Source organism: Staphylococcus sp. T93, assembly GCF_016743875.1.
Lineage (GTDB): Bacteria > Bacillota > Bacilli > Staphylococcales > Staphylococcaceae > Staphylococcus > Staphylococcus aureus.
This window is the reverse complement of record NZ_CP068247.1, coordinates 580,049-599,172: the sequence shown is the minus strand read 5'-3', so window position 1 is coordinate 599,172 and position 19,124 is coordinate 580,049. Positions and strand designations below refer to the sequence as shown.

At 29.9% G+C, this 19,124-nt stretch carries 23 protein-coding genes and 1 tRNA gene; 10 read left to right on the top strand and 14 right to left on the bottom strand.

The window, feature by feature from the left end; translation table 11 throughout:
• Nucleotides 1–6 precede the first annotated feature (6 nt).
• A tRNA-Arg gene (locus tag JG553_RS02960) sits at nt 7–80 on the top strand.
• Between the two features lie 474 nt (nt 81–554).
• Here JG553_RS02960 and JG553_RS02955 read toward each other — a convergent pair.
• Nucleotides 555–743, bottom strand: coding sequence for a hypothetical protein (locus JG553_RS02955; protein WP_001245802.1), 189 nt, complete (start codon nt 741–743; stop codon nt 555–557).
• Between the two features lie 248 nt (nt 744–991).
• Between JG553_RS02955 and JG553_RS02950 the strand changes: the two genes are divergently transcribed.
• A complete protein-coding gene (locus JG553_RS02950) occupies nt 992–1,939 on the top strand; it encodes a TDT family transporter (protein WP_001239285.1) in 948 nt (315 codons plus the stop codon).
• A 304-nt stretch (nt 1,940–2,243) separates the two neighbouring features.
• Here JG553_RS02950 and elxI1 read toward each other — a convergent pair whose 3' ends face one another.
• From elxI1 to argF, 4 genes are all read right to left on the bottom strand, one after another.
• A complete protein-coding gene (gene elxI1 / locus JG553_RS02945) occupies nt 2,244–2,471 on the bottom strand; it encodes an epilancin biosynthesis-related protein ElxI1 (protein WP_000149423.1) in 228 nt (75 codons plus the stop codon).
• A 307-nt stretch (nt 2,472–2,778) separates the two neighbouring features.
• The gene (locus JG553_RS02940) at nt 2,779–4,335 is read right to left on the bottom strand and encodes a YfcC family protein (RefSeq protein ID WP_000432077.1); all 1,557 of its coding nucleotides are present in this window, start codon (nt 4,333–4,335) and stop codon (nt 2,779–2,781) included.
• 171 nt (nt 4,336–4,506) lie between these two features.
• Nucleotides 4,507–5,439: a carbamate kinase gene (gene arcC / locus JG553_RS02935; protein WP_001074342.1), complete on the bottom strand. Its 933-nt coding sequence runs from the start codon at nt 5,437–5,439 to the stop codon at nt 4,507–4,509.
• 22 nt (nt 5,440–5,461) lie between these two features.
• A complete protein-coding gene (gene argF, locus JG553_RS02930; RefSeq protein ID WP_000793605.1) occupies nt 5,462–6,463 on the bottom strand; it encodes an ornithine carbamoyltransferase in 1,002 nt (333 codons plus the stop codon).
• Nucleotides 6,464–6,900: 437 nt separating this feature from the next.
• On the opposite strand from argF, the gene JG553_RS02925 reads away from it, so the two are divergent.
• The 3 genes from JG553_RS02925 (at nt 6,901) to JG553_RS02915 (ending at nt 9,270) form a co-directional block, all read left to right on the top strand.
• Nucleotides 6,901–7,626 (top strand): superantigen-like protein SSL14, encoded by a 726-nt coding sequence (locus tag JG553_RS02925; protein ID WP_000739523.1) that lies wholly within the window; start codon nt 6,901–6,903, stop codon nt 7,624–7,626.
• Between the two features lie 94 nt (nt 7,627–7,720).
• Nucleotides 7,721–8,446, top strand: coding sequence for a superantigen-like protein SSL13 (locus JG553_RS02920; protein WP_001063559.1), 726 nt, complete (start codon nt 7,721–7,723; stop codon nt 8,444–8,446).
• A gap of 107 nt (nt 8,447–8,553) precedes the next feature.
• Nucleotides 8,554–9,270: a superantigen-like protein SSL12 gene (locus JG553_RS02915; RefSeq protein ID WP_000041896.1), complete on the top strand. Its 717-nt coding sequence runs from the start codon at nt 8,554–8,556 to the stop codon at nt 9,268–9,270.
• Between the two features lie 443 nt (nt 9,271–9,713).
• Here the strand turns inward: JG553_RS02915 and JG553_RS02910 are convergent, their stop codons facing one another.
• The gene (locus JG553_RS02910; protein ID WP_001802045.1) at nt 9,714–9,938 is read right to left on the bottom strand and encodes a hypothetical protein; all 225 of its coding nucleotides are present in this window, start codon (nt 9,936–9,938) and stop codon (nt 9,714–9,716) included.
• Nucleotides 9,895–10,041: a hypothetical protein gene (locus JG553_RS02905; RefSeq protein WP_000765708.1), complete on the bottom strand. Its 147-nt coding sequence runs from the start codon at nt 10,039–10,041 to the stop codon at nt 9,895–9,897. The genes JG553_RS02910 and JG553_RS02905 overlap by 44 nt, the downstream gene beginning before the upstream one ends.
• A 672-nt stretch (nt 10,042–10,713) precedes the next feature.
• On the opposite strand from JG553_RS02905, the gene hyl reads away from it, so the two are divergent.
• From hyl to JG553_RS02890, 3 genes are all read left to right on the top strand, one after another.
• Entirely contained in the window at nt 10,714–11,673 is a 960-nt protein-coding gene (gene hyl / locus JG553_RS02900; protein ID WP_000857483.1) for an alpha-hemolysin, read from the top strand.
• Nucleotides 11,674–12,149: 476 nt separating this feature from the next.
• Nucleotides 12,150–12,383: a hypothetical protein gene (locus JG553_RS02895; protein ID WP_000231632.1), complete on the top strand. Its 234-nt coding sequence runs from the start codon at nt 12,150–12,152 to the stop codon at nt 12,381–12,383.
• Nucleotides 12,384–13,004: 621 nt separating this feature from the next.
• The gene (locus JG553_RS02890) at nt 13,005–13,190 is read left to right on the top strand and encodes a hypothetical protein (protein WP_001032814.1); all 186 of its coding nucleotides are present in this window, start codon (nt 13,005–13,007) and stop codon (nt 13,188–13,190) included.
• Between the two features lie 821 nt (nt 13,191–14,011).
• On the opposite strand, the gene scb is transcribed toward JG553_RS02890, so the two are convergent.
• The 3 genes from scb to JG553_RS02875 all read right to left on the bottom strand — a co-directional run bounded on the left by scb (nt 14,012) and on the right by JG553_RS02875 (nt 15,778).
• Nucleotides 14,012–14,362: a complement inhibitor SCIN-B gene (scb, locus tag JG553_RS02885; RefSeq protein ID WP_000669537.1), complete on the bottom strand. Its 351-nt coding sequence runs from the start codon at nt 14,360–14,362 to the stop codon at nt 14,012–14,014.
• A 153-nt stretch (nt 14,363–14,515) separates the two neighbouring features.
• The gene (efb, locus tag JG553_RS02880; RefSeq protein ID WP_000791587.1) at nt 14,516–15,013 is read right to left on the bottom strand and encodes a complement convertase inhibitor Efb; all 498 of its coding nucleotides are present in this window, start codon (nt 15,011–15,013) and stop codon (nt 14,516–14,518) included.
• Between the two features lie 258 nt (nt 15,014–15,271).
• Nucleotides 15,272–15,778, bottom strand: coding sequence for an SA1002 family membrane protein (locus JG553_RS02875; protein WP_000584398.1), 507 nt, complete (start codon nt 15,776–15,778; stop codon nt 15,272–15,274).
• A gap of 671 nt (nt 15,779–16,449) precedes the next feature.
• Between JG553_RS02875 and JG553_RS02870 the strand changes: the two genes are divergently transcribed.
• Both JG553_RS02870 and JG553_RS02865 read left to right on the top strand, forming a co-directional pair.
• Nucleotides 16,450–16,851, top strand: a complete 402-nt coding sequence (locus tag JG553_RS02870) for an FPRL1 inhibitory protein FLIPr (protein WP_000739563.1) — start codon at nt 16,450–16,452, stop codon at nt 16,849–16,851.
• Nucleotides 16,811–16,903: a hypothetical protein gene (locus JG553_RS02865; RefSeq protein WP_001791789.1), complete on the top strand. Its 93-nt coding sequence runs from the start codon at nt 16,811–16,813 to the stop codon at nt 16,901–16,903. Before JG553_RS02870 ends, JG553_RS02865 begins: the two co-directional genes overlap by 41 nt.
• 316 nt (nt 16,904–17,219) lie before the next feature.
• Here the strand turns inward: JG553_RS02865 and ecb are convergent, their stop codons facing one another.
• The 4 genes from ecb to JG553_RS02845 form a co-directional block, all read right to left on the bottom strand.
• Nucleotides 17,220–17,549 (bottom strand): complement convertase inhibitor Ecb, encoded by a 330-nt coding sequence (gene ecb / locus JG553_RS02860; RefSeq protein ID WP_000739209.1) that lies wholly within the window; start codon nt 17,547–17,549, stop codon nt 17,220–17,222.
• Nucleotides 17,550–17,742: 193 nt separating this feature from the next.
• Nucleotides 17,743–17,910, bottom strand: coding sequence for a hypothetical protein (locus JG553_RS02855; protein WP_001791787.1), 168 nt, complete (start codon nt 17,908–17,910; stop codon nt 17,743–17,745).
• 127 nt (nt 17,911–18,037) lie between these two features.
• Nucleotides 18,038–18,541, bottom strand: a complete 504-nt coding sequence (locus tag JG553_RS02850; protein WP_000049484.1) for a YfcE family phosphodiesterase — start codon at nt 18,539–18,541, stop codon at nt 18,038–18,040.
• Nucleotides 18,534–19,121 (bottom strand): XTP/dITP diphosphatase, encoded by a 588-nt coding sequence (locus tag JG553_RS02845; RefSeq protein WP_000659317.1) that lies wholly within the window; start codon nt 19,119–19,121, stop codon nt 18,534–18,536. Before JG553_RS02845 ends, JG553_RS02850 begins: the two co-directional genes overlap by 8 nt.
• Nucleotides 19,122–19,124: the final 3 nt, after the last annotated feature.

The following is a 19,124-nucleotide window of genomic DNA, read 5'->3' as shown; positions in this document are numbered from 1 at the left end:
AAACGTGTCCTGGTAGCTCAGCTGGATAGAGCAATGGCCTTCTAAGCCATCGGTCGGGGGTTCGAATCCCTCCCAGGACGTTTATAGGTATTTTTATACGCATTACCAAACAAAAGAGTTCCGTGATTACGGGGCTCTTTTTGTTTTGAATTTCAGTAATATAGTATGATGCGTCACCAAAACGTCCCCCGCATAAGCCCCGAAAATACAGTAATTAAAACAAGCATGCTTATTCGTTATAGAATTTTTTGACACACAATTGACACGCGTCTGACACTTGTTTATACATTTTTAATTAAGTAATTTTGTGCTCAAATTTCATCTATACTGCACCTGAACTACACCAACACTACACCAAGATTTTTAACACTCACCATTTGCATGCGTAGAGATTTTTATTATTATATTATTCCTATAGATTTTGATACTATTCAAAATTTTAGGGACTTTTCAGGGGCCCGAAATCCTATAATTATAATTATATACATCTAAAAAAAATAACCACGTCCATCGAGACGTGGTTTTTTAATTATTTAACTCACTAATTATTCTTCTTAATTTTCATTGCTAAATATACTATTGGCAAATTTATAAAGTAGTTCAGCGTTTTTCAATGACATATTGTCTAATGATCTTTCATTTTTTCTCATTCTGTGTATTGTGCTTTGTGGAACTCCTGTTTGTTTCGATATATGTAAACTGCTCAAATCACTGTCTAATAGTTTTTGAATTTGATTTCTCATTTTGTACACCCCCTTGTAAATCTTCAATCATCATTTAAATTAAATAATTACTTTTCCACATATTCCAATATTTAGGTTGCAAAGCATACCTCAAATATCATTAATTTTGAGATTTAAATGTCAATTATGTGTCTATCAATCCAATATACATACTCTAATAACGTAATAGTACACACTCTTCTTATTAATTGGCCATAGCTATCATGATATAATTAGTGAAGAAAATCACATAAGAAAGGTTGTAAATCATGAGACTTCAAAAAGCACCTCTAGTAACGTCAGGACTAGTCTTAGGATTATTAGGCCTGGGTAATCTATTAAAAGACTTATCTCTTACTTTAAACGCTGTTTGCGGAATCTTTGCTTTCTTGATTTGGATTCACCTTTTATGTACTATGATCAAATATTTTAATAATGTGAAAGAACAATTAAACAGTCCTCTAGTTTCATCAGTGTTCACAACATTTTTCATGTCTGGCTTTTTAGGTACTACTTATTTAAATACATTTTTTAGTAACATAACTTTTATCAATAGCTTAATAACGCCTATTTGGATTTTATGCCTTGTGGGAATTATGACGCATATGATTATTTTTTCAATAAAATATTTAAAAGATTTTTCACTTGAAAATGTTTATCCTTCGTGGACTGTACTTTTTATTGGTATTGCTATCGCAGGATTGACGGCACCCGTTAGCGGATATTTTTTCATAGGTCAATTAACAGTAATATATGGCTTTGTAGCTACTTGTATTGTCTTACCTATAGTTTTCAAGCGATTAAAAGCATTTCCATTGCAGACGTCAATCAAACCGAACACATCGACAATTTGTGCACCATTTTCTTTAGTCGCTGCAGCATATGTTATAGCTTTTCCTAAGGCGAATGCTTTTATCGTAATTATATTTTTACTATTAGCTCAAATATTTTATTTTTATATCATTATACAATTGCCTAAATTACTAAAAGAACCTTTTTCGCCCGTATTTTCAGCTTTCACATTCCCTTTAGTAATCTCAGCAACTGCTTTAAAGAACAGTTTGCCTGTACTTATGTTTCCAGACATTTGGAAAGGTCTTTTGTTTATCGAAGTGTTATTAGCCACTGTAATAGTACTTAGAGTCTTTATAGGATATCTTCACTTCTTTTTAAAAAAGGAAAAACAAGATAAATTTCTTCGTAATGCGTCTCAGTAACACTATTACCAAGAATTAACACGTATATTTAATAACTAAAAAGAGGCAGGTAATCTTGCCTCTTTTTAGTGTATATCAATGCCTCTTTGATTTAATATGATCTTATCAATGATACCTTCTGACTAAAGCTGTAGTAACTATACTAGAACGTCTAGTTCATAAACACGTTTCACTCTAACCTTTATTTAAATAATATATAAGCAGCAAACGCCAAGGCTAATATACCAATAAAATAATTAATAAAGATTTTTATTTTAGTCTTTGTAATAGTTGACAAATTTTATCACCTCTAAATATCGATAAATTAAACACCGTTATTTTTCCTTTGCCTATCTTTTATCATTTCAGAAGGTACTCCGAAAATAAACATCAGAATAAATAATATAATTGGCAAATGTGGTATGTTTTCTAGCAAATACCATCTTAAATTCCAATCAAACACCATATTTGCATACGCCACAAAATATTTACTAAATAATAATACTACGCATATTCCAGTTAGTGTATCTAAAACCTTTGTCAAATGTGTCATTTATAGCCATCCTTTATATATGCTATTTTCACAACCATATGTATCATGTGTTACAAAAACTGTTTACAGCAAATACATATTTACCACGATAAATATAATATACCATAGATCTAACATTACATTAAAAACAAATTTTAAAAATATCATTATTAAATAGAGCATTGTATCAATTACTTACTAGTGTTATCATTACCGTCATTATTTTCTTAATCAAAAATAATAATGCACCTCGCTTAGTTTAGTATTTCTACAAACCTACGAGATGCATAAAACCCCATTAGTATTTTTTATAATATAGCATTTCAAATTATGAATAAATTAGTACTTGCGTAATTAGTACTCCGCCACCGAAAATCAATACAAAAGCAACTACCGGCCATACAAATCGGAACCAATGTGAATATCGCATGTTTAACATTTGTAGTGTGGCCATAACAAGTCCAGTCGGCGCTAAGAATAACATCGCATATTGACCAAATTGATATGTCGTAACGATGACGAATCTTGGTATACCTACTGTATCAGCTAGTGGTGCAAAGATAGGCATTGATAATACCGCTAAGCCAGAAGATGATGGCACGATAAAACCTAAACAGAAGAAAATAAATAGTAATACGATGATAAATAATGGTCCACTCATATGTTGAACTAAAGATGATGAAAAGTGTAAGATTGTATCTGAAATCATACCTTCATTCAACACTAAATTAATACCTCGAGCTAAACCAATAATTAAAGATACACCTACTAAACTTGATGCACCATTGACAAATGCATCTACAGTTCCTTTTTCTCCCAATCCAGATTTACCTGTCCCAGCAATAAACATTATTATAATTGTAAATATTAAAAATGCTGAAGCCATAACTGGGAACCACCAACCTTGCGTCATAACTCCCCATACCATAATTGGAAATGGTAGTACAAATAATGTAAGGATTATCTTCTTACGCAAAGTAAAATGGGCACTATCGTCATCTTTTAATACAGACCATTGCTGTTCAAAAGCATCTTTGTCTTCATAAGAATATGACGCTTTAGGATCGTTTTTAATTTTTTTACAGTACCAATATAAATAACTAATAACAAAAATCGCACCGACAATACAAGCACCTATTCTCCAATACAAGCCATCCGTAAAAGTTGTACCAGCGGCATTAGAGGCAATTACAACCGAGAACGGGTTAATAGTTGAAAATGTACTACCGACAGAGCTGGCAAGGAATATGGCACCAACTGAAACGATAGAATCGTATCCTAACGCTATAAATATAGGGACTAAAATCGGATAAAATGCTACAGCTTCTTCTTCAATACCACATAATGTCCCGCCGATAATCATTAGTATTGATACAAACACAATTAGCATAAATTCATGCCCTTTTGTTTTCTTCGTTAAAGCTAACAATCCCGATTCAAAAGAACCACTGGCTTGAACTACGCCAATAAGTCCCCCTAGTACAAGAATGAATACCATGATATCGACCGCTTCTATCGTACCTTCAACCATGCTACTTGTTATTTGTTCTGGTCCAGCTGGATGTTGCTTTAATCTTTCATAAGTATTCGGAATTGATACCGGCTTATTAATTGCACCTGATTTAAATTGTTCAATCTTAATTTTAACCCCCATTTTGTCTAGTTCCTGTTGCGTACCCGGAACCTTTTTCACTTGGTTATGAGGGTTAACTATCTTTAGTTCTTGGGATGAAGGTTCGTAAGAAAGTTTAGAATATGCACCAGCAGGAATAACCCATGTTGCTATAACTGCAACAACCGTTAAAATGAATAAAATCATAAATGCACCTGGCATTTTTAATTTAAATCGTTTTTTCTTTTCACTTTCATTAATTGTATTTTCCACGGTTTCATCTCCTTCGACATTTAACCTAGCATTTCTACCTTAAAGATTTTATAAATATAAATTAAGAAAGTGCACCCCGCATCAAAATAGAGGCATTATTTTCAGGGGGTGCACATAAATAATAAAAATCATGCATTTGACATATAGTAATTGAAAAGCGTTTCAATTCAATTACTTTTTAATCACAGTACCTACTTTACCCTCTAAGGCAGCATCTAATTCATTTAATGATGTTATAAGCACACTTCCTTTTGGATTGTTTTCAATAAATGATATGGCTGCTTCAATTTTTGGTAACATACTTCCTTTTGCAAATTGATTTTCGTCTATATATCGTTTTAATTCATCAACATTTGTTGTTTTCAAAGGCTGTTGGTTTTCAGTGTTAAAATTAATATATACATAATCAATTGCTGTTAAAATAATCAATTGATCGCATTGAATATTAGCACCCAACAACGCACTTGTTTTATCTTTGTCTATAACTGCATCAATACCTTTAAAACCATCATGTTGCTCTCTAATTACTGGTATACCTCCACCACCAGCAGCAATAACGAGTGTATCATTTTTAATAAGTGTTTTAATACTCTCTAATTCAATAATAGAGATGGGTTGTGGTGAAGGAACAACGCGTCTATATCCTCTTCCAGCATCTTCAACAAATATAAATCCTTTTTCTTTTTGAATTTGTTCAGCTTCTTCTTTGTTGTAAAATAACCCAATTGGTTTTGAAGGATTGTTAAATGCCGGATCATTTTCATCAACTTCAACTTGTGTCACTAGTGTTACCACTTGTTTATCCATTCCAATAGAATGCAATTCATTTTGTAAGCTTTCTTGTAATTGATAGCCGATGTAAGCTTGACTCATTGCGCCACATTCAGCAAATGGAAATGCCGGACCTTGGTTATGTTCTGCAGCATAGTTAAGTCCCAAATTAATGCTTCCAACCTGTGGTCCATTACCATGACTAATAACAATCTCATGTCCTTTTGTTATTAATCCTACTAATGATTTCGCAGTATTTTTAACAAGCTCGAGTTGTTCTTGAGGTGATTTTCCTAAAGCATTACCACCTAATGCTACTACTATTTTCGCCATCATATTCACTTCCTTATATCATTTAAAATTCACCCAATGTAGCAACCATGACTGCTTTGATTGTATGCATTCTGTTCTCAGCTTCTTGGAATACAACTGAAGCTTTACTTTCGAATACTTCATCTGTAACTTCCATTTCTCGAATACCATATTTTTCAAAAATTTGTTGACCTATTTTCGTATCAGCATTATGGAAAGATGGTAAGCAATGCTCAAAAATAACATTTGGATTACCAGTTTTATCCATTATTTCTTTATTTACTTGATATGGTTTCAATAATTCAAGTCGTTCTTTCCATACTTCATCAGGTTCACCCATTGATACCCAAACATCAGTGTAAATTACATCCGAACCTTTTACACCTTGGTCAATATCATCTGTGATTAATATGTTGCCACCATTTTCAGCGGCAATATTTTTACAGCGATTTAATAATTCATCTGTTGGATTTAATTCTTTTGGACAAACTAAATGGAAGTTCATACCCATAATGGCAGCACCTTGCATTAATGCATTTGCAACGTTATTACGACCATCTCCAACATATGTAAAGTTAATATCTGCATAATCTTTTTTTAAGACTTCTTTTGCTGTTAAGAAATCAGCAAGAACTTGAGTAGGATGATCTTCATCAGTTAAACCATTCCACACTGGTACGCCTGAATACTCAGCTAAAGTTTCTACTGTTCTTTGTGAAAAACCACGGTATTCAATGCCATCATACATTCCACCAAGCACACGTGCAGTATCTTTAGTTGTTTCTTTTTTACCCATTTGTGATCCAGTTGGGCCTAAATAAGTTACATTTGCACCTTGATCATGCGCTGCAACTTCAAATGCACATCGCGTTCTTGTAGAATCTTTTTCAAATAACAGTGCAATATTTTTATTTTTTAACATAGGCTTTTCAGTGCCAATATATTTAGCACGTTTTAAATCCTCGGAGAGTGTTAATAAGAATTCTACCTCTTGTCGTGAAAAGTCTAATAAAGTTAAAAAACTTCTGTTTCGTAAATTTTTCATTAATAACAACTCCTTTTATTTTAGTTACACCTAAATTGTAAGCGCATACAAAATAAACACAACCTACTATTAAAATTTGTAATATTTTATCAATAATTAAATGAACATTTTATTAATATTAAATTTAAGTAGTAGGAAATAATTAAAATAAGTACTACATTTAAAGTATAACTATTTTTCAAGTAGTTAGAAAATTCAATTATCAAACAATTTAATACAATTGATTAGAGAATAATTCTAACGTATCGTTTTTAATATATAACTCCCGCCTACTTTATTAGATACTGTTTCTGTCCAAAACTTAAAAATGATAAGTTTTGCTTAAATAACACTACTAACTGTTTAAGTTTATTTAACATAGTTTTAGCTTTTATTTAATTCCGAATCGGTGTAATAGCTTATATACTTTGGGTAATTCACGCAAAGGAGATTTTCATATGAAAAAGAACATCATGAATAAATTAGTTTTATCAACAGCATTGTTACTTTTAGAAACTACATCAACACAACTTCCTAAAACACCAATCAGTTTTTCATCTGAAGCAAAAGCCTATAATATCAGTGAAAACGAGACTAATATCAATGAACTAATCAAATATTACACTCAGCCGCATTTTTCATTATCTGGAAAATGGTTATGGCAAAAGCCCAATGGTAGCATTCATGCAACATTGCAAACGTGGGTTTGGTATAGTCATATTCAAGTGTTTGGATCCGAGAGTTGGGGAAACATTAATCAGTTAAGAAATAAATACGTTGATATATTTGGAACTAAAGATGAGGACACAGTTGAAGGTTACTGGACTTATGATGAAACATTTACTGGTGGTGTTACGCCAGCAGCTACTTCATCTGATAAGCCTTATAGACTATTTTTAAAATATAGTGATAAACAACAAACTATCATCGGTGGACATGAATTTTACAAAGGAAATAAACCAGTATTAACTTTAAAAGAATTAGATTTCCGTATTCGTCAAACATTAATAAAAAATAAAAAGTTATATAACGGAGAATTTAATAAAGGTCAAATTAAGATAACTGCTGATGGAAATAATTACACGATTGATTTAAGTAAAAAGTTAAAATTAACTGACACAAACCGTTATGTTAAAAATCCTCGTAATGCAGAAATTGAAGTCATACTCGAAAAATCTAACTAACCTATTACCTTTTGTAAATGCGGATAATTTCAATTATCTAATTAACCCCTTTTTATAATTAAACATTCCAACAATACTCAAAGGAGAAATTCGAATGAACAATAACATCACGAAAAAAATTATTTTATCAACAACATTGTTACTATTAGGTACAGCATCTACACAATTTCCTAATACACCTATCAATTCTTCATCTGAAGCGAAAGCTTATTATATAAATCAAAACGAAACTAACGTTAATGAGTTAACTAAATATTACTCGCAAAAATATTTAACCTTCTCTAACAGTACGTTATGGCAAAAAGATAACGGTACGATTCATGCAACGTTGTTACAGTTTTCTTGGTATAGTCATATTCAAGTTTATGGACCTGAAAGTTGGGGCAATATCAACCAATTAAGAAATAAAAGCGTTGATATTTTTGGCATAAAAGACCAAGAAACCATTGATTCTTTTGCATTATCTCAAGAAACGTTTACTGGTGGTGTTACTCCTGCAGCAACATCTAACGATAAACACTATAAACTGAATGTAACATATAAAGATAAAGCAGAAACGTTTACTGGCGGATTTCCAGTTTATGAAGGCAATAAGCCTGTTTTAACTTTAAAAGAATTAGATTTTCGTATTCGTCAAACATTAATTAAAAGTAAAAAATTATATAATAATTCTTATAATAAAGGACAAATTAAAATAACAGGTGCAGACAATAACTACACAATAGATTTAAGTAAAAGGTTGCCATCAACTGATGCAAATAGATATGTTAAAAAACCTCAAAATGCAAAAATTGAAGTTATCCTCGAAAAATCAAACTAACAATAATAATGGAGTTAATAAAAATAATCGCAAATACTATATTGACTTCGCTCACATTTAAATTTCTTATTCCTCGTATCATGATTCCTCTGAAAGGAGATGTTCTAATGAGTAAGAACATCACGAAAAATATAATTTTAACGACAACATTATTACTATTAGGTACTGTATTACCTCAAAATCAAAAACCAGTATTTAGTTTTTACTCTGAAGCTAAAGCTTATAGCATTGGTCAAGATGAAACTAACATCAATGAATTAATTAAATATTACACACAGCCTCATTTTTCATTTTCAAATAAATGGCTATATCAATATGATAATGGAAACATTTATGTTGAACTTAAGAGATATTCATGGTCAGCACATATATCTTTATGGGGCGCTGAAAGTTGGGGAAATATTAATCAGTTAAAAGATCGTTACGTAGATGTGTTTGGACTAAAAGACAAAGATACTGATCAGTTATGGTGGTCTTATAGAGAGACATTTACAGGTGGCGTTACACCAGCCGCAAAACCTTCTGATAAAACTTATAATCTTTTTGTGCAATACAAAGATAAACTACAAACGATTATTGGTGCGCATAAAATATACCAAGGCAATAAACCAGTATTAACATTGAAAGAAATCGATTTCCGTGCACGAGAAGCGTTAATAAAAAATAAAATATTATATAACGAAAATCGTAATAAAGGTAAGCTTAAGATCACCGGTGGCGGTAATAACTACACTATTGATTTAAGCAAAAGATTACATTCAGATCTAGCAAATGTTTATGTTAAAAATCCTAATAAAATAACTGTTGACGTCCTCTTTGATTAGTATATGAAGGTGACTTATACTTCATGCACTTTAATTCCAAATCAGATTATTTAAATGATAATTTTTAAAGTGTATGATGTATATAATAGGTAAAATTTTCTATATATTTAAATGGAATTGGGAGTAGGAATGTGACAGAAATAGTATTTTATAAAATTTATTTCGTTGTCACTCCCCAACTTGCACATTATTGTAAGCTGACTTTCCGCCAGCTTCTATGTTGGGGCCCCGCCAACTTGCATTGTCTGTAGAATTTCTTTTTGAAATTCTCTATGTTGGGGCCCCGCCTATAATTGAAAAATGCTTGTTACATGGGCATTTTCATTCGGTCAACTACTACCAATATAATATTGTAGAGCCTAAGACATTGATTTATTATGTCTTAGGCTCTATTCCTTCATTTAATGATTAAATTATTATAGCAATACTTTATTGTCCCATGATTAGTGTTCTTTTAATGAGACATAGTAACTATAAAGTTTAATAATCGTTCTAAATCTAGCATCTTCTAGTTTGGTTTTCCCATTTCTTAAATCTTGTACTGTTTGATATGGAACTCCTGAATTTTTCGAAATTTTATAGCCTGATTCAGACTCAAACAAAGATTGAAGAGAGTTTATAATATTATTCAACTCTGTCATTTTTAATCCCCTTTCTTGAATTAACAATATACAATGTTGTTATTAAAACAGTCAGTGTATGGATGATTTCATTTCCTAAAAATATATTCAGCCATATAATAATAAGAAATACGATATAAAATAGTTTCATTTTAATCCCCTATCATATTTTTATTAATCAAATTTCAATAAGATTCATAATTAAAAGCTAACCTATACTCAAAATTTTCTTATAATGCCTCTAACTAAAAACCTACATTTTATTTTACATATAATATTTTACACTATATTAAAAATACATACGATACTTTTTCGTTATCTATTAGATATTTCTATGTAATGGCAAAATTTATTCCCGACGAAATTCCAAACATAATTAATACCCTTTTTCTCTATTTCTATTTATTAATTTACACTAGTTAATATATAGTTAATTTTTATTTAATAGTTAATTAATTGATTTAATTCTAAGATATTTGTATTTTTATATTGTAATCGATTACATTTTTAAATCAAACAAATCATTAGTTTTAAAGAAATTAATCAATAAAATTAGCTATGTCTTTTCCTTGTTTCATAAAGAATTTATTCAACTTTGACTAACCCTCGAAATTGAAATGCTTCCTTTCAAATTTTAAATAAAAGTTAAAAACATATTCTTAAAATAATCACTCATCATCACTCAGTAATTTATCAGTTGCTACATTAAATATACTAATATAAACGATTATAAATATTTGATATGTCTCAACTGCAATATTCTAAATTGACATATTGATTATTGTTTCCTCAAATCGTTTTAAAAAATAGAAGGATGATGAAAATGAAAACACGTATAGTCAGCTCAGTAACAACAACACTATTGCTAGGTTCCATATTAATGAATCCTGTCGCTAATGCCGCAGATTCTGATATTAATATTAAAACCGGTACTACAGATATTGGAAGCAATACTACAGTAAAAACAGGTGATTTAGTCACTTATGATAAAGAAAATGGCATGCACAAAAAAGTATTTTATAGTTTTATCGATGATAAAAATCATAATAAAAAACTGCTAGTTATTAGAACGAAAGGTACCATTGCTGGTCAATATAGAGTTTATAGCGAAGAAGGTGCTAACAAAAGTGGTTTAGCCTGGCCTTCAGCCTTTAAGGTACAGTTGCAACTACCTGATAATGAAGTAGCTCAAATATCTGATTACTATCCAAGAAATTCGATTGATACAAAAGAGTATATGAGTACTTTAACTTATGGATTCAACGGTAATGTTACTGGTGATGATACAGGAAAAATTGGCGGCCTTATTGGTGCAAATGTTTCGATTGGTCATACACTGAAATATGTTCAACCTGATTTCAAAACAATTTTAGAGAGCCCAACTGATAAAAAAGTAGGCTGGAAAGTGATATTTAACAATATGGTGAATCAAAATTGGGGACCATATGATAGAGATTCTTGGAACCCGGTATATGGCAATCAACTTTTCATGAAAACTAGAAATGGCTCTATGAAAGCAGCAGATAACTTCCTTGATCCTAACAAAGCAAGTTCTCTATTATCTTCAGGGTTTTCACCAGACTTCGCTACAGTTATTACTATGGATAGAAAAGCATCCAAACAACAAACAAATATAGATGTAATATACGAACGAGTTCGTGATGACTACCAATTGCACTGGACTTCAACAAATTGGAAAGGTACCAATACTAAAGATAAATGGATAGATCGTTCTTCAGAAAGATATAAAATCGATTGGGAAAAAGAAGAAATGACAAATTAATGTAAATTATTTGTTCATGTACAAATAAATATAATTTATAACTTTAGCCGATAACTTCAGAAATGATGTTTTTCGGCTAATTTTTATACTGAATTTAGTTTAATTAACTTATGATATTTTTAATTTAAACTATCTACTTGATTTGCTTTCCTGACTTAAAAATTAGACTAAACATGACACTATATGAGGTAATTTTTAAAATAAGAAATTTGAATTCCATGTTGTCAAACCCTTTATATAAAAGTTTTGAAATTGTTCAAAACTTTTTGAACACATTATGTGTTAATATATTTGCAGAATTATTTTAAAATCGTTTTAAAACTATACTGAAATAAGAAATTTAAAAGTATAATTAGTACATATAATTGAAAAAGATTTCTAGAAATACAATTAATGTTCATCTAGATATTGTACGAAGTTGTATGAATAAGTTAAACTTAAGTTGAATCAATTTAAATGTTCAAGGAGGTTAACAAATGGTTTTTAATGATTGGGAAATTAACGTTGTATACTCAGGAGAGCATGAGGTTGTAACAAACGAAAAGAGTTTATTTGTCATTGACGAATTTTACGATGTTGCAATCGCAATCTATTATTTAGATGGAAAATTAAAAGTAGCTCATGTCAACTATGGTTCTGATTTTACAATTGACGTAGCTAATAAAGTTTTTGAATTGAATATTCAAAATCCAAATGTTGATGAGCATTAAATATTAAAAAGCATTTAGAATCATAAAGAGCATACTATATATAGCCTTTTACATGTAAAGCAAATGAAAATTAGATAATCTAATTATTTCAACATTAAACAATATATCATTATAAAGAAGTTTTTAAAATAGAAGTATAAGGTGGTGAACAAAAATTAACATTGTGTATAACATTATAGTATATATAGCATGCATGATTAATTTCGGATTAATTATAGTCCCATTATTAACAACAAATGATGCGGATTTTGTATGGACTTCTTCATCATTAATATATATGATTCTTCTTACGTCGATTATCCTAATAGTTTATATTAAAACTAAAGATAGCTTACAGTTAACGATATTTATACTTAATATAGCCTTAATTATTCTATACTGTGCACCATTACTATTCATTTATGTATTCTAGTGCTTCATTAATATTTTAATGCATCAGTTTAAGTAAATTCCATTTGGAAAATAAAAAGCAAATATCATCATCAAATTAACATATTTAACGTTATACTTTCATAAAATTTGAAACAATTGAACATCCTTACTTTAGCTTTATATCTTTATTTCAAGTCATGTTTTCAACTATTTTAATGAATTAAACATATATTATAAGGAGTCAACATCATGAATAAACATATAAATAAAAAAGCCGCAAAACTACTTGAAGATTATAAAAAGGTTCAACAAAGAAAATCGAAAGAAACTGATAGAGGTTGTTTGAAAAGTGTCATCATGCTTATCGTCTTATTTTTCTTAATTATTTTTGGTATTGTGGCATGTTCTACAAACGTAAACTTTTTCTTCCAGTAAAAGAGTGAGATAGAAATGATAAAGAACCACTAATGATTTATTATGTAGTGGTTCTTTATCATTAGCTGTAGCTAATGTGTACTTAAAAAATGAATACATGAGTAAAGCTCATGCATAAGAAATACTAATTGCTAAAGAAAAAGTATTTCTTTATCGATGTCCTACCCCAACTTGCATTGTCTGTAGAAATTGGGGTTCCAATTTCTCTATGTTGGGGCCCCGCCAACTTGCACATTTTTGTAAGCTGACTTTTCGCCAGCTTCTATGTTGGGGCCCCCGCCAACTTGCATTGTTTGTTGGAATTGGTGATCCTATTTCTCTCTGTTGTGGCCCCGCCAACTTGCACATTTTTGTATGCTGACTTTTCGCCAGCTTCTGTGTTGGGCCCCACCCCAACTTGCATTGTCTGTTGAAATTGGTGATCCAATTTCTCTATGTTGGGGCCCCGCCAACTTGCATTGTCTGTTGGAATTGGTGATCCTATTTCTCTCTGTTGTGGCCCCACGAGTATTGAAAAAACTTGTTATAAGCTTATTTTCATTTAGTCAACTACTACCAATATAGCACTAGAACTGGAAATGATAATTTAATATTGTACACTTTTGATTGTTTAAACATGTACATATTTTAAAAAATAGGAGAGCAAAGTAAATAATTGATATAGTTATTTTGAGAGTAATCCTAGGAACTATTGTATTTATATTTGTCTCCCCTACTTTTAAATGTCATTCATTATACATAAGCATTTTGATATAGAATTTATCACATATGCAAATTGAAAACAGGTTAAGACCATTTTTTGTCTCAACCTGTTTTATTTATTATCTATTTATAATTTCATCAATTTCTTTGTATATTTTTTCTAATGCAACTTTAGCATCAGCCATTGATACGAAATCATTTTTCTTAAGTGCCGCTTTAGCTCTATATTCATTCATCATAATCGTACGTTTATAATATGGATTTAAGCTTCCTGCAGCTAATGCATATACATTCGATTTGTTAAGTAAAGTTCTTAATTCTTCTGCTATGCGTTTATCATGAAACTGACTTTCAGTTAAATATTTGTCCAGACTACTTGCATCTGCTTTATTCCCTTCTATAGTTGCTATCCCAGTTGATGATAAAAGTAATGCTAATGTTCCTGTTAATATATATTTTTTAAATTTCATTATAAGCTCTCCTTAAAATTGATACTTACTGAGTATATAGTCAATTTCAGGACAATTACATTAACCTGTCATTAAATAGATTACTTTTTTCATTAACAAAAATTAACATAACATTTAATTAATTATTTCCAGATAACAGCAACGATTGAAGTTTTATTTAACTAATCCTTGTTTTAATACATTATCAATTCGCTCTTGTAAGACCATTTTCTTCACTTTGTATTCAAACGAAACTAAGTTGACTGCCTTTTGTGCTTTTCTGTGTGCACTGACAGTATGTGTTTTTTCAAATTCTCTCACAAGATTTTGAGCTTGAATCAATTTTTGTTCTTTTTTAATAGTTGCATCAGTTTTCGCTGCTGGTTTATTAAATTGTGGACGTGCACCATATTCGAATGTACCATCGTTAAATTCTAAAATATTATAGTCATGTTTGAATTTAATATATTTAGGTGTTGAGTTAAATTTTGGTCTAGATTGATATTTAAAAGTACCATCATTGTACTCTACGATATTGTGATTAATACTCACTGGTTTCTTTTCTCTTGGACCGTATCCTTCGCTCGCATCTGCTGTTGACGCAATTGTAGTTGTAGTAATACCTATTGCCGCTAATGTTAATAAAGATTTTGCTATCAATTTATTTTTCATGTTAATTATCCTCCAAATTATTATCTTACATTTATTAAGTTATCCTATTTATACAACTTTTGAAATTAACTAATTATTAATTAACTATAAACACTTTATAATATAGACAAAATATAGCTATCTATCTTGTGACTCATCAGCACTTATACACTAGTCAAAAAATTCATGCCTCTACTTTTTCGAATTTCAAAAATAAAACCACACAACAAAAAAGACACCATTTGAATGTTGGTGTCTGAAGGTATAATCTCATAGATTTTATTTGTAACTTCTCATTCTATAGTTAAATATTGTGACCCAGCTAATGATTAACGTTGGTAGAATTACTAAATTCAAATTAGACACGTCAAAAAAGACAGATTGGAAATTGTCGATATTAATATCATTAATGTCCATTTTTTCATTTACTGCTTGATAGATCGCAAAGTAAACTAAGAACCATTGAATTAAATGCTCTAAAACGACAACCTCTGTCAAATCGACATTCTTTTTTCTAAAAAGTAATCTAACTATAAATAATTGGAATATACTTGAAATCAAGATCAATATAATACCCATTAAGAAAAAACTACCAAAATCAATTGTGATAAATTGAATAATACCATAAATAATTACGGCAGATATTGCCAGTGAAATATATCCTATAAAGATAAATACCACACCCATAAAGAGTGTCTTTAAGAACAGAAAAGGCTTCTTTCTATTTGTAACCAAATAGCTCAATATACAAAGTAGTAATAGAATTGTTAAAATTTTAATTATCATCGTTTGACCTCAATATATTTATTTATATCTTTATTATTGACCACGAAAAATAACAATCACTTAAGTGATTGCCAATAATACTCAATGCCTACTCTATAGTAATCTTGGCACGTGATTTTACACTATTTTATCTATTTAAAAATGTAAGTGTTGAATTATGTTTACTTCGAAAATGCATAATTCAATTAAATAGTATAATTTTTAACTTATATATTAATCATAACATATCAACCATAATTAGAATATATCTCTTATTTCTTTATAAGTAAAATTATACATATTAATTACTTCTCTACTATGAATCATTTCTTTGTTTTATAAAAAATATATATCAAAACAGCTATATGTATAACAATTTGGAGTGTTTGTCTATCCAACTTAGCAAACAAAATGTAGAGAAATGTAAATATCGTTTTAGCAATAAAAATTATTCAATCATAGTTGAGTGACGTTTACTACTATTATTATACTATCAACAAATTCAATAATACCTCAAATAAAAATAATACCATCAAATTCATCATTATTCTTTTTCGATTGCATTAAACCTTATTAATTTGCACTTAATTTTAATTAATGAAGTGTTAACTGGTAAATGTATGAAACCGTTTGTAAAATAGCAGTGTACTCGCATTAGTAAGTACAAATTTATTTTACAGGGAGAACTTATTATGAAAAAAAATATCACAAAAACTATTATCGCATCTACAGTAATCGCTGCAGGTCTTTTAACTCAAACTAATGATGCTAAAGCTTTCTTTAGTTATGAATGGAAAGGTTTAGAAATCGCAAAAAATTTAGCAGATCAAGCTAAAAAGGACGATGAACGTATTGATAAGTTAATGAAAGAGTCTGATAAAAATCTAACTCCTTACAAAGCTGAAACTGTTAATGATCTGTACCTTATTGTTAAAAAATTAAGCCAAGGTGATGTGAAGAAAGCAGTTGTCAGAATTAAAGATGGTGGTCCTAGAGATTACTATACTTTTGACTTAACTCGTCCTTTAGAAGAGAACAGAAAAAATATTAAAGTTGTTAAAAACGGTGAAATCGACTCGATTACTTGGTATTAAAAAACATACTGAATTAAATAGTTGTACGCCAAACGTTAGAAAACAATGCTAACGTATTGGCGTGCTTTTTTATTTTAAGTAACTTCCAATTTATTTAGCATCTTTACGACTGTTTAATAAAGCACGTATGATTAACACGGTTGCCACTATATCCGTTACAATTTTTATGATTGTTAATACATTCGATTTCCTTTTCACAATAGCCACCTCGCTTGTTCAAAACATAAACAACTATTGCATTCACTTTTAAGTAATTATTTATATTATTTATCCCAATAAGCTCACCATTCAAATAAACACAATATTATAAAATAATTATACCTTTGGATATAGCAAAAAGCCACACTCTATAGCATGGCTTCTATCAATTATTTTAAAGTATTATATTTTAAAACTAGATCGATTTGTCTTTGTAATTTTTTCTTTTCATAACTGTGTTGGAAATGAATTAAATTAACAGCTCTTTGTGCTTTACGGTGTGTTGCAACAGTTCTTGTACGTTTGAAAAAGTTTACAGCTTTTTGTGCATCCACAACTTTTTTATTTACTTGTTTTTTAAAGTTTGTTTGATACTGATCATATTTTTTAGCAGCTTCAACGTTTTTAGTTTGTGCATGAGATTCACCGGCAAACGTTGATACCGTTAAACTAATAGCAGCTATGCTTAAAATTGATTTCCCAATAAAATTCTTTTTCATAATTAATAACACCTATCCTCAAATATTTATTTTGTATATATTTATAATAATAGACAGATACAAAAAACTACATTAACTATTTATTAACTAAACATTAATATTTGTGTCACTACATTTCTGAATTTCAAGAATTTTGCTACTCCATATTTTAACCATCAAATTATTGATATAATTTATGACTTTAGAAATCCTTTTAAATATGTATACGATTCATGATTTTAACTAAAATTTCAAATTTCCTGACTTCTTGGAATCTTAATTTTATACTTTTTAATAATACACTTTTAACCAAATAATCAACATGATTCAACCATATAGGGTTATCAACAATCACATTCTCCAAAATTACAATTCTTTTCATAACATAAATGTGTTATTCATTCCAATTATCTTATAAAATTGTCAGAAATACTTTTAAACAAACATTGATGACACGACCTCCTAGTTAAATCAGTCTATAAACTAAAAAAAGCCATAGCTACTTCTATTTAAAAAGTAGTATGACTGATTGTTTCGTGATGTCGATTTTTGAAATTGATGGTGCCATGTAAAGTTTGATCATCAATAATAACTTCAGCATATGTTTCTTCCATTGAACTTCTAGATTGAGATATACTTCCAGGATTAATAACATGAACACCATTAATATACTCATATTTTGCCACATGTGTATGTCCATAAAATGCAAACAAACAACCTAATTCAAGTCCTTTTTCAGCTAATAAATCTCTTGTTCGATTGACTTGATATAAATGTCCATGAGTATAAAATGCTTTCACGTCATTATATTTTGCGACCGCTTCATTTTCAAATTCTGGGTAAAAATCACAATTGCCTTTTACTCTATTAAATAAGCTAAGTTCCGTATCATCATACGCGAATTCTGAATCTCCTAAATGTAAATATACATCTGCATCTGGGTGCATTTCATAAATTTGATATAAAACGCCTGATTCAGTATGGTTATCACTCACAATAATCCATTTAGACATTTTTATCACCTTCAAGAAAAGCTTGAAGTAAATTAATCGCATTTCGTCTATGACTAATTTGCCCTTTTTGTTCTTTTGAAAGTTGAGCCATGGTTTTATCTAATTTCGGTACATAAAATATCGGATCATATCCGAAACCATTTTCGCCATATTTTCCATCTGCAATTTCACCTGAAACAGTACCTTTAAATACTTTTGTTTCCATATCAGGGCCACTCATACTTATGACACAAACAAATTGCGCACGACGATCAGTTGTATTACCAAGCTTATTTAATAATTTTTCAATATTTGCTTCATCGCTTTTATTTTCACCAGCATAACGTGCAGAGTATATACCTGGCTCACCATTTAATGCAAAAACTTCTAGTCCACTGTCATCAGCTATGACCGTTTTATTCAATGCTTTTGCAGCAGCTTCTGATTTTAATATAGCATTTTCTTCAAATGTTGATCCTGTTTCTTCCACATCAAAATCTGGTATTAGTTCTGAAATACCTATTACGTGGTAATCTGGAAATATTACTTTAAAGTCATTTATTTTCCCTTGATTATTCGATGCAATAACAATCTCTTTCATTAA